The sequence below is a fragment of the Stenotrophomonas sp. STEN054 genome (assembly GCF_056854535.1).
This window is the reverse complement of the sequence record NZ_JBXFWG010000004.1, coordinates 118,866-134,339: the sequence shown is the minus strand read 5'-3', so window position 1 is coordinate 134,339 and position 15,474 is coordinate 118,866. Positions and strand designations below refer to the sequence as shown.

Sequence of the window (15,474 nt, the reverse complement as noted above, 5' to 3'; positions counted from 1 at the left end):
CGCTTGGTGTGGATAAAGTGCCCACCCCCCCACCCCCCCAATCACGCCGGTGGTGCCATTTATTTTCCGCGGCCGGGGGCGGGAATACCTGGGGCCGGGGGCAGGGCCCCGGAAAATCCCTTCAGACGCCTTCGCCCATCCGCTCCAGGCCATCACCGGCCAGCCGCAGGATCAGCTTCTCCAGCACCTGCTCTTCTTCCTCGCTCAGCACCGACATCAGCTTGCGGGTGATCTCGATCACCAGCGGCGCGATCGTCTCGTACACCTCGAAACCCGCCGCCGACAGCGCGAGCACCGAGCGCCGGCGGTCGTCGCCGTGCGTCTCACGCTTGATAAAGCCGCGCTCCAGCAGGCGCGCCACCGCCCGGCTGACCGCCACCTTGTCCATCGCCGTGCGGTCGGAGACCTCACTGGCCGACGACCCCGGATACAGCGCCAGGATGGTGATCACCCGCCATTCGGGAATGGCCAGGCCGTAACGGTCACCATAGAGCTTGGCGATGTTGCCGCTCACGCGGTTGGACAGCACGCTCAGCCGATATGGCAGGAACTGTTCCAGGTCGAGCAGGACGTGCGAGGCACGCACGCGGGTGGAGGCGGGGTCGGCTGGGCTCATGCTGCGGTGCACCTTGCTGGTGGTTTCAAGTGTAACTATAAGTGGTATGTCCGGACCCTGCATTCTCGCCGGGTCCACCCTAGCCCGCACCTGGTTTGTACCGATGCGGTACCGATTCGGAGCCACGCCATGAATACCGCAGTCCCGACCGCCTCGCACCCGAACCCCGGCATGCAGGTCACCACCTTCGAAAACCCGATGGGCATCGACGGCTTCGAGTTCGTCGAATTTGCCGCTCCGGCCGGCCGTGGCCAGGAGCTGCACGAGTACTTCCGCAAGATGGGCTTCAGCGCGGTGCTCAAGCACAAGCAGCGTCCGATTACCGTCTATCGCCAGGGCGACGTCAACTTCCTCGTCAACGAAGACCCGGATTCCTTCGCCGCCGACTTCGCCGAGAAGCACGGTCCGTGCGCCTGCGGCTTCGCCATCCGCTTCAAGAAGCCGGGCCAGGAGGTCTACCAGACCGCCCTGGGCAACGGCGCCGAAGCCATCGCCTTCAAGCCGGACAGCAAGGCCGTCAACGCCCCGGTCATCAAGGGCATCGGCGATTGCATGCTGTACCTGGTGGACCGCTACGGCAGCGCCGGCAGCGTCTTCGATGGCGACTACGAGGTGATCGACGGCGCCGACCTGCGTCCGTTCGGCTTCGGCCTGACCTTCATCGACCACCTGACCCACAACCTGTACTTCGGCAACATGCAGCAGTGGTCGGATTACTACGAGCGCCTGTTCAACTTCCGCGAGATCCGCTACTTCGACATCAAGGGCCTGAAGACCGGCCTGGTGTCCAAGGCGATGACCGCGCCGGACGGCATCGTGCGCATCCCGCTGAACGAATCGTCCGACCCGAAGAGCCAGATCAACGAGTACCTGGACGCGTACAAGGGCGAGGGCATCCAGCACATTGCCTGCTTCACCGACAACATCTACGAGACCGTCGAAGCCATGCGCGCGCAGGGCGTGGATTTCCTCGACACGCCGGAAACCTACTTCGATGTGATCGACCAGCGCGTGCCGAACCACGGTGAAGACGTGGCGCGCCTGGCGAAGAACAAGATCCTGATCGACGCCGATCCGGAAACCCACCAGCGCAAGCTGCTGCAGATCTTCACCCAGAACTGCATCGGCCCGATCTTCTTCGAGATCATCCAGCGCAAGGGCAACGAGGGCTTCGGCGAAGGCAACTTCACCGCGCTGTTCGAAAGCATCGAGCGCGACCAGATCCGCCGCGGCGTGCTGTAACGTTCATCGGCAGCGCCGGGCCACGCCCGGCGGCTGCTCACCCGTAGAGCCGAGCCATGCTCGGCTTTCCGTTCCGGCATCGCGTTCCAGGAGCCACCATGTCCACCGCCCTCACCGCCCGCGGTTACCAGTCCGGTTTCGGCAACGAATTCGCCACCGAGGCCGTCGCCGGCGCGCTGCCGGTCGGGCAGAACTCGCCGCAGAAGGTGGCCCACGGCCTGTATGCCGAGCAGCTGTCGGGCACCGCGTTCACCGCGCCGCGCGGCAGCAACCGCCGCAGCTGGCTGTACCGCATCCGCCCGGCGGTAACCCACGGCGAATTCACCCCGTTCGCGCAGTCGCAGCTGCAGTGTGATTTCGGCGCGCAGCCGGCGTCGCCGAACCAGATGCGCTGGAGCCCGCTGCCGCTGCCGGAACTGCCGACCGACTTCGTCGAAGGCCTGTACACGATGGGCGGCAACGGCGCGCCCGATGCGCATGCCGGCGTGGGCATCCATCTGTACGCCGCCAACCGGGACATGGTCGGCCGCTACTTCTACAACGCCGACGGCGAACTGCTGATCGTGCCGCAGCTGGGTGCGCTGCGCCTGCTGACCGAACTGGGCGTGATCGAGATCGAACCGCAGCAGATCGCGGTCATTCCGCGCGGCCTGCGCTTCCGCGTCGAACTGCCCGACGGCCCCAGCCGCGGCTACATCTGCGAGAACTACGGCGCGCTGCTGAAGCTGCCCGACCTGGGCCCGATCGGTGCCAACGGCCTGGCCAACCCGCGCGACTTCGAAACCCCGCACGCCGCATTCGAGGATGTGGACGGCGATTTCGAACTGATCGCCAAGTTCGAGGGCCGCCTGTGGCGCGCGCCCATCGACCATTCGCCACTGGACGTGGTGGCCTGGCACGGCAACTACGCGCCGTACCGTTACGACCTGCGCCGCTTCAACACCATCGGCTCGATCAGCTACGACCATCCGGACCCGTCGATCTTCCTGGTGCTGCATTCGCCCAGCGACACGCCGGGCACCAGCAACATGGATTTCGCCATCTTCCCGCCGCGCTGGCTGGTGGCGCAGAACACGTTCCGCCCGCCGTGGTTCCACCGCAACATCGCCAGCGAATTCATGGGCCTGGTGCACGGTGCCTACGACGCCAAGGCCGAGGGTTTCGTGCCCGGCGGCGCGTCGCTGCACAACTGCATGAGCGGCCATGGCCCGGATGCGCCGACTTTCGACAAGGCCTCCAACGCCGACCTGTCCAAGGCCGATGTCATCAAGGACACGATGGCCTTCATGTTCGAGACCCGCGCGGTGATCCGCCCGAGCGCGCAGGCCGTGGCCGCCAGCCACCGCCAGGGCGATTACCAGCAGTGCTGGAACGGCCTGCGCAACAATTTCCGTTCGGCGTAGCAGAGGCTGGCCGGGCAGGCGGGGTAGAGTCGACTGTTAGTCGACTGCTCTTCAATCGGGCACGAGAAACCCCGCGCTGCGCGCGATAGTCGACCAACAGTCGACTCTACCGGGTCGAAGCTGGGCCGTGGCCGCGAAGGCGTCGCAATGCTCCGTCGGCAGCGCTTCCAGCAGGCGCAGCCGTACGCGCTCGCAGTAACCGTCCGAGGTCATGCCCGGCAGCGCCAACAGCGCCGCCTGGATCACCGTCACCACATCGCCTTCGGCGCGGGCCTGCTGCAGGTCGCGGAACAGCGCCGCCGCCATCGGATTGCGCTGCATCTCCAGGATGCCCAGCAGGTAGATGCGTGCGGCCACCAGCGAGCGACGGCGCTCGACCGGTGCGGCCGTGGCGGGGGCCGGCACGGGGGCGGGTGCAGGTGCGGCTGCCACCGCCGGCGCAGGGCGGGGCGCGGCAGGCGCTGGCGGGGCAGATGGACTTGCCGCTGCGGGCGCGCCGGTTTCCAGATAGCCGCCCTGGATCAGCTGGATCACCATGGCAGGCGCTTCCTGGCCCATCAAGCCGGTCAGGTCGGCGATGCTGCGCTGGCCATCACACAGGATCAGCAGGCGACGCTGGCGCATGTCCAGCGGCGCGCGGTGGGCCTGCAGCGCGGTTCGGGCGAGGTCGGTCTTGCGCGGTTGCATGGGAGGGACAGCCAAGTCGGTGCACGCCGAGCCTGAACGCGGGGCATGAAACGGCGATGACAATGCAGCGCCTGCACGCGCGCTGCGCTAGCGTGCAGCCATCTCGTGCAAAGGAACCGCGCCATGAAACACCTCCCGATTGCCGGTCTGTTGCTGCTGTCGCTGGCCGCCTGTTCGCGCAGCCCCGACAGCCCCGACAGCCCCGAGGCTGCCCTAGCCCCGGCCAAGGATACGGCGACCGCCACCGCCCCGGCTGATGCCGACCTGGCCACCACCTCGCCGGCCGATCCGCGCAGTGACAGCCCCGCGCGGCTGGATGGCTTCGGCGGTGCCCGCCTGGGCGCGGCCATCGCCGAGGTGCGCAGTGGCTTCGGCACGCCGCTGCAGGGCCTGGGCACCGATGCGGCAGGCAAGCCCCTGCCGGCCGATGACAACAACGACGGCTGCTACTTCCTGCGCCCGCAGGATGCCGAGGACCCGCGCCTGATGATCGAGGGCCGCAAGCTGGTGCGCTACGACGTACGCAGCACCGGCATCGTCGCCCCGGGCGGCGGTAAGGTCGGCATGACCCTGGGCGAGCTGCAGCTGCTGTATCCCGAACGCGCCGACGTCGGCCCGGACAAGTACGACGACAAGGCCCAGCATCTGCGCGTGCGCCCGGCCCAGGAAGGCGCGGCCATCATCGATTTCGCGCTGGGCGCCGATGGCAAGGTCGGCAGCTGGCGGGTCGGCCAGACCCCGCAGGTGGATTACGTGGAAGGCTGCGGCTGACCACGGCGGCCGTGGCTCACCCGCCAAGGGTGGGCCACGCGTAGAATCGCGCCACGACCGCTGGGGAGTGCTCGATGATCGCCATTTCAATTGCCTGGTTCCTGCTTGGCCTGCTGCTGCTGGCGCTGGGCGGGGATTCCATCGTCAAGGCCGTTGCCGGCCTCGCCCAGCGCTTCGGCGCCAGCGCCTTTACCGCCGGCCTGTTGCTGCTCGCCGTTGCGACCTCGCTGCCGGAACTGGCGGTCAACGCGCGCGCGCTGTGGGTCGGCCAGCCGGAGCTGGCCTTGGGCAATGCCATCGGCAGCAGCATCGCCAATCTGGGCCTGACCCTGGCGGTGGCCGCCATCGCCGCGCCGCTGCTGCTGCGCGCGCGTCTGCAGGGCGTGCTGTGGTGGTCGCTGCTGGCCGCCGGCCTGCTGCTGATCGTGTTCGGCCTGGATGGTCGCCTGCAGCGCTGGGAAGCCGGCGTGCTGGTCGCGGGCTTCGTGCTGGTGCAGATCGTGCTGCTGCGTCGCGGGCGCCTGGAAGCGCCTGAGGTGCAGGCGATCATCGCCGAATCCGCGCTGAGCCGCACCAGCCTGCCGCTGAACGTGCTGCGCGTGCTGATCGCCGCGCTGACGCTCTACTGGGGCGCGCGCCTGGTGGTGGGCGCTGCGGCGGATTTCGGCGCGGCGCTCGGCTGGACCCCGCTGCTGGTGGGCCTGCTGCCGGTGGCCATCGGCACCACGCTGCCGGAAGTGGCCGCGGCCCTCGCTGCCGCGCGGCGTGGCCACGGCGACATGGTGCTGGGCCACGTGCTGGGCTCCAGCGTGGTCAACCTGCTGCTGGTGATCGGCGCGATGGGCCTGCTGCAGCCGCTGGCGCTGCCGGCGTCGTTCGTACGGCTGGAACTGCCGGCGCTGCTGGCCTTCGCCGTGGTGCTGTACCCGATGCTGCGCGGTGACCTGAAGATCAGCCGTGGCGAAGGCGCGATCCTGCTCGGCGCGTTCGTCGCGTGGCTGGGGCTGGAGATCGCCCTGGTCCTGTAGATCCACGCCATGCGTGGATGATGGGCCATGCCGACCAACGGTCGGCACCGACCATCAACGCGCGGGGGCGTCCTCTTCCCGCGCCGGCTCCGGCGGCGGCAGCTGCTCTTCCTTCGCGCGCTCGTTGCCGGGCAGGGTAGGGCGGGTTTCCATCAGCAGCGACAGCGCGGCCTTGGCCATCATGTGCGCGCTGATCGGCGCGGTGATGAACAGGAACACGGTGATCAGCAGCTCGCGCGGCTGCGGGTCCTGGCCCAGGAAGATGTGGTAGCAGACCGAGCACGCCAGTACGCAGCCCACGCCCAGCGTGCTGGCCTTGGTCGGCGCGTGCAGGCGCTTGAAGAACGTCGACAGCTTCACCAGCCCCAGTGCACCGACCAGGATGAAGAAGCAGCCGAACAGCAGCAGCACCGACAGGGCGATCTGGATGAAGGTGATCATTCGACGATGTCCCGGCGCAGCACGAACTTGCTCAGCACCACCGTGCTGCCGAAGCCGAGCATGGCGATGACCAGCGCGGCCTCGAAATAGATGGCCGAGTTGAGGTACATGCCGAACAGCATCAGCTCGGCAATGGCGGTCACCGACAGCGTGTCCAGCGCAAGGATGCGGTCCGGCACGGTGGGGCCGCGCAGCAGGCGCCAGGTGCCCAGCAGCATGGCCAGGCCGACCACGTGCATGCACACCACCAGGGTGGTCTGGATGATCTGGAATCCAGTCATGGGAAGATCTCCATCAACGGGGCTTCGTAACGTTGCTTGATCGTGTCGATCAGTTCCTGCGGGTCTTCCAGGTGCAGCACGTGCACCAGCAGGTACTTGCGGTCATCGCTCAGCGCGGCCGACACGGTGCCCGGGGTCAGGGTGATCATGCTGGTCAGCGCGGCGATGCCGTGGATGTTGGCGATGTCCAGCGGCAGCCAGATGAAGCCGGGGTGGATGTTGCGCTCCGGGCCGAGCACCTGGATGGCCACGCGGATGTTGGATATCAGGATGTCCCACAGGGTGACGACCAGCAGCTTGGGCACCGGCCGCAGCGTGCCGATGCGGGCGAACTCGCGGTCCAGGCGCGCCGCGAACAGCGGCACCACCACCCCCAGCAGCAGCCCGAGCAGGAACTGGCCGAGGGTGAAGCTGTCGGACATCAGCAGCCAGAAGGCCACCACCATCACGCTCAGCGGCGGTGATGGAAACAGGCGCCGACGCAGGGAAGGTTTGGCGGTCATGGCTGGCGGATCTCCGGCGTGGTCGCGCGCAACTGCTGCACGTAGTCGCCCGGCTGCAGCAGCTGGGCGGCGATGGCGTCGGTGTGGCGCATCAGCGGCGCCGCGGCCACGGCCATGCCGACACCGTAGGCCAGCAGCAGGCACGCGGCATACAGCTCGATGCGGCGCAGCGGTGCCTTGCGCGGCGGCGGCGCGTCCGGGTCCGGCGTCGGCACGCGCCAGAACAGGCGGATGCCGCCGCGGCTCAGGCCCATGATGACCAGCAGGCTGCTGACCAGCACCGCCGTCCACACCGCGCCGGTGTACTGCGCCGGCATGCCGGCCAGCAGCGCGGCCTTGGCCAGGAAGCCGGACAGCGGCGGCAGGCCGGCCACCGACACCGCGCCGATCAGGAACAGCACGGCCGGCGTTTCCTTGCCCGGCATCGGTGCCACTACTTCCTTGCGGTCGCTGGCACCGCCACGGCGGCGGCGGATCAGGTCGGCGACGAGGAACAGGGCGGCCGCCACGAAGCTGCTGTGCGGCAGGTAGTAGAGGCCGGCCGACAGCACCTTCGGCGTGCCCACCGCGAAAGCAATGAACAGCGTCGCCGCCGAGACGATGACCAGGTAGGAGATCAGCACGCGCAGGCGGGCCGCGGCCAGCGCGCCCAGGCCGCCCAGCACCAGCGTGGCCACGCCGGCCCACAGCAGCCAGTCGCGGCCATAGCCGGCCAGCGCGCCGGCGTCCTCGCCGAACCACAGCATCTGCACGCGCAGCACCGCGTACAGGCCGACCTTGGTCATGATCGCGAACAGGGCCGCCACCGCCGCCGGTGCACGCGCATAGGATTCAGGCAGCCACAGGTACAGCGGCATCAGCGCGGCCTTCGCGCAGAACACCAGCAGCAACAGGCCGATGGTCGCCTTCACCAGGGTCAGCTGCGAGGCCGGCACCTCGGCGATGCGCTGCGACAGCTCGGCCATGTTCAGCGAGCCCAGCGAGGCATACAGCAGGCCCAGCGCGATCAGGAACAGGGTCGAGGCGGTGACGTTGAACACCACGTAGTGCAGGCCGATGCGCATGCGCAGGCCGCGGCCGCCGCTCAGCAGCAGACCGTAGGAGGCGATCAGCATCACCTCGAAGAACACGAACAGGTTGAAGATGTCGCCGGTCAGGAACGCACCGTTCAGGCCGACCAGCTGGAACTGGAACAGCGCGTGGAAGTGCGGTGCGCGCCGGTCCCAGCCCGAGCACGCATGCATCAGGCAGGGGATGGCCAGCAGCAACGTGGTCAGCAGCATCCACGCCGACAGCCGGTCGGCCACCAGCGCGATGCCCAGCCGCGAGGGCCAGTCACCCAGCAGGTAGACGTTGATGTCACCGCCGGCGGTCTGCGCGAACAGCAGCCCCACCACCACGGCCAGCGCCGCCATTGCGGTCCAGGCCACGCTGCGCTGCACCTTCGGGCCATAGCGGCGGTGTTCGACGAACAGGGACAGTGCGGCGCCGAGCAGCGGAACCAGGATCGGCAGGATCACCAGATGATTCATGCCTGGTCCTCGCCCCGACGCGGCGGTGCGTCCTCATCCGGCTCGTGCGCATCCACGTGGTCGCTGTGGTTGTCGCTGCGGCTGCGCATCGCCAGCACGATGGTCACCGCGGTCATCGCAAACGCGATGACGATGGCGGTCAGCACCAGTGCCTGCGGCAGCGGATCGGTGTAGTTGCCCAGGTGGCTCTCCAGGCCTTCCTGCAGCACCGGCGCCTTGCCCTGCACTACGCGGCCGCCGGCGAAGATCAGCAGGTTGGTGGCGTAGGACAGGAAGGTCATGCCGAGGATCACATCGAAGCTGCGCGCGCGCAGCAGCAGGTAGACGCCAATGGCGGTCAGCACGCCGATCGCGGTGGCCAGGGCCAGTTCCATCAGTGCATCTCCCCGGTGCGGGCCGAACGGCGTTGCAGGTCGATCTCGCCCTTGCGCGCGCTGCGGGTACGCGAGGGCTTCACGGTGGCCATCATCGACAGCATCAGCATGGCACCGCCGAACACCACCAGATACACGCCGATGTCGAAGCCGATCGCGCTGGCCAGCGGTACTTCACCGATCAGCGGCAGGTGCAGGTCGAGGTGGCCGCTGGTCAGGAACGGCACGCCGAACAGCATCGAGGCGCTGCCGCTGAGCAGGGCGATCAGCAGGCCCATGCCGATGCAGCGGATGTAGTCGAAGCCGAAGCGCGATTCGACCGAGGCGGTGCCCTGGATCACGTACTGGATCAGCAACGGCACCGCCAGCACCAGGCCGGCGATGAAGCCGCCGCCGGGCGCGTTGTGGCCGCGCAGGAACAGGAAGATCGACACCGTCAGGGTCAGCGGGAACATGATCTGGGCCAGATCGGCCGGCACCGGCAGCTTGATCGGCGGGCCCGGCATGATCTGCTCCGGGGCCATGCGCGTGCGCCGCAGCAGGGCATGCACCACCAGCGCGGCGATGCCGAACACGGTGATCTCACCGAAGGTATCGAAGCCGCGGAAGTCGACCAGGATCACGTTGACCACGTTCTGCCCATAGGCCTCGGGCAGGGCGCGGGCGAGCATCTCGCCGGCCATGGTGTTCGGCGGCAGGGTCATCGCGCTATAGGCCAGCGCGCCGAGGCCGGCACCGGCGATGATCGCGATGACCGCATCGCGCTGCTTTCGCCAGCGCGGCCGCTCCGGCCCGGACTGGGCAGGCAGGTAGTTCATGCCCAGCAGCATCAGCACCAGCGTCACCATCTCCACCAGCAGCTGGGTCAGGGCCAAGTCCGGGGCAGACAGGAACACGAAGGTGAGCGAGACCATCAGGCCGACGCCGCCGACCAGCAGCACCGCCAGCAGGCGCTGCTTGTAGACGCGCAGGGTGGCCACGGCGCAGGCCATCATCACCAGCCACAGCGCCCAGCCCAGCAGCGGGATCGGCTGCGGCTTGGTCCAGTTGGGCGAAACCGGGTTGGCGATGTAGGGCGCGGCGGCCACGGTGATGGCCACCAGCACCAGGCCCAGGAGCATGCGCTGCAGGCTGCCGTTGGCGATGCCGTTGGTGAGGCGCATGGCCAGCGCGGACACCGTGTCCAGCTGGGCATGGAAGACGTTGCGGCCGGTGGCGGTGTTCTGCACGCCGTGCAGGTTGATCAGCCTGCGCAGGCCGAAATACAGGGCCACGCCGCCGACCACGCCGATCGCGCTCATCGCCAGCGGCAGGTTGAAGCCGTGCCAGACCGACAGGCTGTACTCGGGCATGGCAGCGCCGAGGATCGACCCGGCCGCAGCATGCAGCACCGGGGCCACGGTCAGCGCCGGGGCGATGCCCACCGCCACGCAGATCACCACCAGGATCTCCACCGGCACCTTCATCCAGCGCGGCGGCTCGTGCGGCACGCGGTCCAGGTCGTGCGGGCCGGGGCCGAAGAAGGTGTCGTGCACGAAGCGCAGGCTGTAAGCCACGCCGAACACGCCGGCCAGCAGCGCGGCGATCGACACCGCGGTGCGCATGGTGCCCGGGCCGCCAGCGGTCAACGCCTCGGCAAACAGCATTTCCTTGGACAGGAAGCCGTTGAGCAGCGGGATGCCGGCCATCGCCAGCGAGGCGATGATCGCCAGCGCGCTGGTGAAGGGCATCAGCTTTCTCAGCCCACCCAGCTTGCGCATGTCACGGGTGCCGGTCTCGTGGTCGATGATGCCGGCGGCCATGAACAGCGAGGCCTTGAAGGTGGCGTGGTTGAGGATGTGGAACACGCCGGCGACCACCGCCATCGGCGTGGACAGGCCGAACAGCAGGGTGATCAGACCCAGGTGGGAAATGGTCGAGTAGGCCAGCAGGCCCTTCAGGTCGTGCTGGAAGATCGCGTTCCAGGCGCCGATCAGCAGGGTCAGCGCGCCGATGCCGCTGACCGTATAGAAGAACAGGTCGGTGCCGGCCAGGGCCGGATGCAGGCGGGCCAGCAGGAACACGCCGGCCTTCACCATGGTGGCTGAATGCAGGTAGGCCGACACCGGGGTGGGCGCGGCCATCGCATGCGGCAGCCAGAAGTGGAACGGGAACTGCGCGCTCTTGGTGAAGATGCCGGCCAGCACCAGGAACAGGGCGTAGGGGTAGAGCGCGCTGGCGCGGATCTGGTCGCCGGCGGCCAGCACCACGTCCAGGTCGAAGCTGCCGACGATGCGGCCGATCAGCAGCACGCCACCGAGCAGGGCCAGGCCGCCGCCACCGGTGATCACCAGCGCCATCCGCGCGCCCTCGCGGGCGTCCTTGCGGTGCGACCAGAAGCCGATCAGCAGGAACGAGCTGATGCTGGTCATTTCCCAGAACACCATCAGCAGCAGCAGGTTGCCGGAGATCACCATGCCCAGCATGGCGCCCATGAACAGCAGCAGGTAGCAGTAGAAGCGGTGCGCGTTGTCCTGGCTGCTGAGGTAGTAACGCGCGTACAGCACCACCAGCGCGCCGATGCCCAGCACCATGCCGGCAAACATCCAGGCCAGGCCGTCCAGCCGCAGGGCGAAGTCCAGCCCGATCTGCGGCAGCCAGGGCATCAGGCTGCGGACCACCTGCCCATCCAGGATGGCCGGGGTCAGCCAGCCGAGGATGGCCAATCCGCCCAACGGCGCCAGCGCCGCCAGCCAGGCGGCTGTCGAGCGGGAACTACGGGGGAAGGCCGCAACAGCCACTGCCATCAGGAACGGCAGGGCCAGCAGCAGGGGCAGGCTGGGGAGCATGCAGGGAATCCATGATTCACGAGCAGGTCATTGAGTCTAACAGTCAGCCAAATGTCGCCGAAACCCATGTAACGGCCACAAACGGCATGTAACGTGCGCTATTCATCTTTTTTACGGTGCGGCATGTCCATTCCAGGGCCTTGCGGGGTGTGGTCGCCGGCGTTGCCGGATCGGCTCCCTACGCCCGCGCATGGCGGCCCGCGCCCCCGCGTGGCAACGGCTGTGGCTTTCACGGCGGACGCGCAGGCAGGCGTGTGCCGCCCGTGCATCGCAGGCTGGCAGGTCGTTCGTGCAGCAGGGGTGACGGGACGTGTCCGTTCAGGAAACGACGGACAGTGACGCGGCAGGAAAGGTCAGTAGCGCCAGTCGAGCTTGCGGTAGGCCTTGGCCATCACCCAGGCCGGGCCGATCAGCAGGTAGGTCAGGTCGGTCAGGAAGCTGGGCTTGCGGCCCTCGAACGTGTGGCCGATGAACTGCGCCACCCAGGCCACCACGAACACGCCCACCGCCAGCCAGCGCAGGCTGTTCAGGCCGATCTCGGCCTCCAGCAGGCGGCACAGGCAGCCGAACACGAAGAACTGGATGAGCATGCCGATGCCCAGCGGGCGCGACAGCTTGTTGTAGAAGCACCAGGCGCTGAACATCGCGAAGGCCGACCAGATGCCGTACTGGAACCAGGTGATCAGCGGCGGCACGCACCACAGCAGGGCCACCACCGACCACAGGATCGCCGGCACCGCCACCACATGGATGCGCTGGTTGATGACATTGCGGTGGTCGTCTGAATAGCTGGCGAAGTAGCGGTCGATCGGCCGCGCAAGCTGGGTGGTGGTCTGCATGTCGCCAGCATACTCCGGCCGGAGCGGACGGTGCGGGACGCCCACCGGTAATCCCGAACCGGCAGGGCCGACGGGGTAGAGTCGACCGTTGGTCGACTATCGCGCGCAGCGCGGGTTTTGCGCGATCGGAACGAAGAGCAGTCGACCAACGGTCGACTCTTCCCGGCCGCCGGCATCCCGCCAGCGGTCGCCCCAAGCAGAACGCCCCCGACCTTCCGGCAGGGGGCGCTGGGGCAATCAGTCGATGCTGATCCCGGCCAGGCGCTGCAGCGCCTCGGCGTACTTCGCGCGGGTGCGCTCGATGATTTCCGCCGGGATGTTCGGGCCCGGGGCGGTCTTGCCCCAGTCCAGCGTCTCCAGGTAATCACGCACGAACTGCTTGTCGTAGCTCGGCGGGCTGGTGCCCACTTCGTACTCGTCGGCCGGCCAGTAGCGCGAGGAATCCGGCGTCAGCATCTCGTCCATGATGTACAGGCGGCCATCGGCATCGGTACCGAACTCGAACTTGGTATCGGCCAGGATGATGCCGCGCTCGCGGGCGTAGTCCGCCGCGAACTTGTAGATGCGCAGGGTGGCATCGCGCACGCGCTCGGCCAGGTCCGCGCCCACCTGCTTGACCATCGCATCGAAATCGATGTTCTCGTCGTGGTCGCCGACGGCGGCCTTGGTGGACGGGGTGAAGATCGGCTCGGGCAGCTGCTCGGCTTGGCGCAGGCCGTCGGGCAGGTCGATGCCGCTGACCTTGCCGGTGCGCTGGTAGTCCTTCCAGCCGCTGCCGATCAGGTAACCGCGGGCGATCGCCTCCACCGGCACCGGCTTCAGCTTGCGGGTGACCACTGCGCGCTTGGCGTACAGGGCCGGGTCGACGCCCTCGGGCAGCACGCTGGCCACGTCGATGCCGGTCAGGTGGTTGGGCATCAGGTGCGCGGTCTTGGCGAACCAGAAGTTGGACACCTGGCAGAGCATCTCGCCCTTGCCCGGGATCGGGTCGGGCAGGACCACGTCGAACGCCGACAGGCGATCGGTGGCCACCATCAGCAGGTAATCGCCCGGCGGGGTCCCTGCAGGCAGCCGCTCGCGCGGGATATCGAACACATCACGCACCTTGCCGCGATGGCGCAAGGGCAGGCCGGGGAGATCGGATTGCAACAGCGTGGTTGGCACGGGCACTCCTGGGGCGTTGTCGATACGGCTGCCCAACGGACCCGGCGGGCCCGCTGACCAGCGGGCGGCCTAGTGTAAAGCGGTCCGGGCCCGCTGTGACGTAAAATGAGCATCCATTTCGCCGGTCGACCCTGGGGCGCCATGCGCTGGTACGGAAAACTGCTCGGATTCATCGCCGGGGCCCTGCTGTTCCGGCCCAATCCGCTGTTCGGGGCGGTGGTGGGCCTGCTGCTGGGCCACGCCTTCGACAGCGACTGGTTCCGCCTGAACAAGGAAAACCCGTACCGGGAGCTGGGGTTGACCTCCGAGGCCACCGACGCCGAGGTCGAGCGGGCCTACCGCAAGCTCATTTCCCAGTACCACCCCGACAAGCTCGGCGGCGCGGCCCCCGAGCTGCAGCAGCAGGCCGAGCAGAAGTCGCGGCGGATCAACGCCGCCTACGACCGCATCAAGACGCTGCGCAAGCGCTGACCCTTTCCCTCGTCTCCAAGGCCCCGGCCATGTCCAACTGCCTCATCGCCCCGTCCATCCTGTCCGCCGATTTCGCCCGCCTGGGCGAGGAAGTGGACAACGTCCTGGCCGCCGGTGCGGACTGGGTCCACTTCGACGTGATGGACAACCATTACGTGCCCAACCTGACCATCGGCCCGATGGTCTGCCAGGCCCTGCGCAAGCACGGCGTCACCGCGCCGATCGACGTGCACCTGATGGTCGAGCCGGTGGACCGCATCATCCCGGACTTCGCCGAGGCCGGTGCCACCTACATCAGCTTCCACCCGGAGGCCAGCCGCCACCCGCACCGCACCATCCAGCTGATCCGTTCGCTGGGCTGCAAGCCGGGCCTGGTGCTGAACCCGGCCACCCCGGTGGACATCCTGGACTGGGTGCTGGATGACCTGGACCTGGTGCTGCTGATGTCGGTCAACCCGGGCTTCGGCGGCCAGGCCTTCATTCCCTCGGCGCTGGACAAGCTGCGCGTGGTCCGCCAGAAGATCGATGCCAGCGGCAAGGACATCCGCCTGGAGATCGACGGTGGCGTGAAGGCCGACAACATCGGCGCTATCGCCGCTGCCGGCGCCGACACCTTCGTGGCCGGCTCTGCCATCTTCAACGCCAAGACCAGCTACCAGGACGTGATCGCGCAGATGCGCGCGAATGTCGCTGCAGCGAGGGGCTGAGCCATGGTAACGGCGGCCGTGTTGAACATCCGCCCGGCCACCGTGGCCGATGCCGGCCTGATCCTGCAGTTCATCCGCGAACTGGCCATCTACGAGAAGGCCGAGCATTCGGTGCAGACCGATGAGATCGGCATTGCCGAAAGCCTGTTCGGCGCCGACGCCACCGCCCGCGCGCTGATCTGCGAAGCCGACGGCGAGGCCATCGGCTATGCGGTGTACTTCTACAACTACTCTACCTGGCTGGGCCGCAAGGGCATCTACCTGGAAGACCTGTACGTCAGCCAGGAAAAGCGCGGGGCAGGTGCCGGCAAGGCGCTGCTGAAGTACATCGCGCGCCAGGCCGTGGCCGAGGGCTGCGGTCGCTTCGAATGGTCGGTGCTGGACTGGAATACCCCGGCCATCGAGTTCTACACCGCCGCCGGCGCCAGGCCGCAGGACGAATGGACCGTGTACCGGCTGCAGGGCCAGGCGCTGCACGATTTCGCCAACGGCTGAAGGGAAAGGCAGCCACGCATGGCGTGGCTCTACTGTCATTCTGCCGGAAGAAGCAAAAAAAGGCCGCGCCAAACGCTGGCGCGGCCCTGCTG

At 67.9% G+C, this 15,474-nt stretch carries 17 protein-coding genes; 7 read left to right on the top strand and 10 right to left on the bottom strand.

Features of this window, described 5'->3' with window-relative positions; genetic code table 11:
• Positions 1 to 121: 121 nt before the first annotated feature.
• Positions 122 to 616, bottom strand: a complete 495-nt coding sequence (locus tag AC1VXD_RS02805) for a MarR family winged helix-turn-helix transcriptional regulator (RefSeq protein WP_079223924.1) — start codon at positions 614 to 616, stop codon at positions 122 to 124.
• A gap of 129 nt (positions 617 to 745) precedes the next feature.
• Between AC1VXD_RS02805 and hppD the strand changes: the two genes are divergently transcribed.
• Together hppD and hmgA are read left to right on the top strand one after the other, a co-directional pair.
• Positions 746 to 1,858, top strand: coding sequence for a 4-hydroxyphenylpyruvate dioxygenase (gene hppD / locus AC1VXD_RS02800; RefSeq protein WP_174208704.1), 1,113 nt, complete (start codon positions 746 to 748; stop codon positions 1,856 to 1,858).
• A gap of 98 nt (positions 1,859 to 1,956) precedes the next feature.
• Entirely contained in the window at positions 1,957 to 3,261 is a 1,305-nt protein-coding gene (gene hmgA, locus AC1VXD_RS02795; RefSeq protein WP_482990726.1) for a homogentisate 1,2-dioxygenase, read from the top strand.
• 51 nt (positions 3,262 to 3,312) lie between these two features.
• Here the strand turns inward: hmgA and AC1VXD_RS02790 are convergent, their stop codons facing one another.
• A complete protein-coding gene (locus AC1VXD_RS02790; RefSeq protein ID WP_482990725.1) occupies positions 3,313 to 3,948 on the bottom strand; it encodes a hypothetical protein in 636 nt (211 codons plus the stop codon).
• 123 nt (positions 3,949 to 4,071) lie between these two features.
• Between AC1VXD_RS02790 and AC1VXD_RS02785 the strand changes: the two genes are divergently transcribed.
• Both AC1VXD_RS02785 and AC1VXD_RS02780 read left to right on the top strand, forming a co-directional pair.
• The gene (locus tag AC1VXD_RS02785) at positions 4,072 to 4,719 is read left to right on the top strand and encodes a hypothetical protein (RefSeq protein WP_482990724.1); all 648 of its coding nucleotides are present in this window, start codon (positions 4,072 to 4,074) and stop codon (positions 4,717 to 4,719) included.
• 74 nt (positions 4,720 to 4,793) lie between these two features.
• Complete coding sequence (locus tag AC1VXD_RS02780; RefSeq protein WP_482990723.1) at positions 4,794 to 5,747, top strand: sodium:calcium antiporter; 954 nt, start codon at positions 4,794 to 4,796, stop codon at positions 5,745 to 5,747.
• 54 nt (positions 5,748 to 5,801) lie between these two features.
• On the opposite strand, the gene AC1VXD_RS02775 is transcribed toward AC1VXD_RS02780, so the two are convergent.
• The 8 genes from AC1VXD_RS02775 to AC1VXD_RS02740 all read right to left on the bottom strand — a co-directional run bounded on the left by AC1VXD_RS02775 (position 5,802) and on the right by AC1VXD_RS02740 (position 13,709).
• Entirely contained in the window at positions 5,802 to 6,188 is a 387-nt protein-coding gene (locus AC1VXD_RS02775; RefSeq protein ID WP_482990722.1) for a Na+/H+ antiporter subunit G, read from the bottom strand.
• Positions 6,185 to 6,469, bottom strand: a complete 285-nt coding sequence (locus tag AC1VXD_RS02770) for a K+/H+ antiporter subunit F (protein ID WP_079223917.1) — start codon at positions 6,467 to 6,469, stop codon at positions 6,185 to 6,187. The genes AC1VXD_RS02775 and AC1VXD_RS02770 overlap by 4 nt, the downstream gene beginning before the upstream one ends.
• Positions 6,466 to 6,972, bottom strand: coding sequence for a Na+/H+ antiporter subunit E (locus AC1VXD_RS02765; RefSeq protein ID WP_482990721.1), 507 nt, complete (start codon positions 6,970 to 6,972; stop codon positions 6,466 to 6,468). The genes AC1VXD_RS02770 and AC1VXD_RS02765 overlap by 4 nt, the downstream gene beginning before the upstream one ends.
• Entirely contained in the window at positions 6,969 to 8,504 is a 1,536-nt protein-coding gene (locus tag AC1VXD_RS02760) for a monovalent cation/H+ antiporter subunit D (RefSeq protein WP_482990720.1), read from the bottom strand. Before AC1VXD_RS02760 ends, AC1VXD_RS02765 begins: the two co-directional genes overlap by 4 nt.
• On the bottom strand, positions 8,501 to 8,878 hold the full coding sequence (locus tag AC1VXD_RS02755) for a Na+/H+ antiporter subunit C (protein ID WP_313144534.1): 378 nt from the start codon (positions 8,876 to 8,878) through the stop codon (positions 8,501 to 8,503). Before AC1VXD_RS02755 ends, AC1VXD_RS02760 begins: the two co-directional genes overlap by 4 nt.
• A complete protein-coding gene (locus tag AC1VXD_RS02750) occupies positions 8,878 to 11,706 on the bottom strand; it encodes a monovalent cation/H+ antiporter subunit A (RefSeq protein ID WP_482990719.1) in 2,829 nt (942 codons plus the stop codon). Before AC1VXD_RS02750 ends, AC1VXD_RS02755 begins: the two co-directional genes overlap by 1 nt.
• Positions 11,707 to 12,059: 353 nt before the next feature.
• Positions 12,060 to 12,545 (bottom strand): Mpo1 family 2-hydroxy fatty acid dioxygenase, encoded by a 486-nt coding sequence (locus AC1VXD_RS02745; RefSeq protein ID WP_116862786.1) that lies wholly within the window; start codon positions 12,543 to 12,545, stop codon positions 12,060 to 12,062.
• 237 nt (positions 12,546 to 12,782) lie between these two features.
• Positions 12,783 to 13,709, bottom strand: a complete 927-nt coding sequence (locus AC1VXD_RS02740; protein WP_482990718.1) for a phosphoribosylaminoimidazolesuccinocarboxamide synthase — start codon at positions 13,707 to 13,709, stop codon at positions 12,783 to 12,785.
• 141 nt (positions 13,710 to 13,850) lie between these two features.
• On the opposite strand from AC1VXD_RS02740, the gene AC1VXD_RS02735 reads away from it, so the two are divergent.
• Genes AC1VXD_RS02735 through AC1VXD_RS02725 form a run of 3 tightly spaced genes read left to right on the top strand, consistent with a single transcriptional unit; the run spans position 13,851 to position 15,382 of the window.
• The gene (locus AC1VXD_RS02735) at positions 13,851 to 14,180 is read left to right on the top strand and encodes a J domain-containing protein (RefSeq protein WP_025874605.1); all 330 of its coding nucleotides are present in this window, start codon (positions 13,851 to 13,853) and stop codon (positions 14,178 to 14,180) included.
• A 29-nt stretch (positions 14,181 to 14,209) separates the two neighbouring features.
• Complete coding sequence (gene rpe, locus AC1VXD_RS02730) at positions 14,210 to 14,887, top strand: ribulose-phosphate 3-epimerase (RefSeq protein ID WP_108770252.1); 678 nt, start codon at positions 14,210 to 14,212, stop codon at positions 14,885 to 14,887.
• A gap of 3 nt (positions 14,888 to 14,890) precedes the next feature.
• The gene (locus AC1VXD_RS02725; protein ID WP_482990717.1) at positions 14,891 to 15,382 is read left to right on the top strand and encodes a GNAT family N-acetyltransferase; all 492 of its coding nucleotides are present in this window, start codon (positions 14,891 to 14,893) and stop codon (positions 15,380 to 15,382) included.
• Positions 15,383 to 15,474 lie beyond the last annotated feature (92 nt).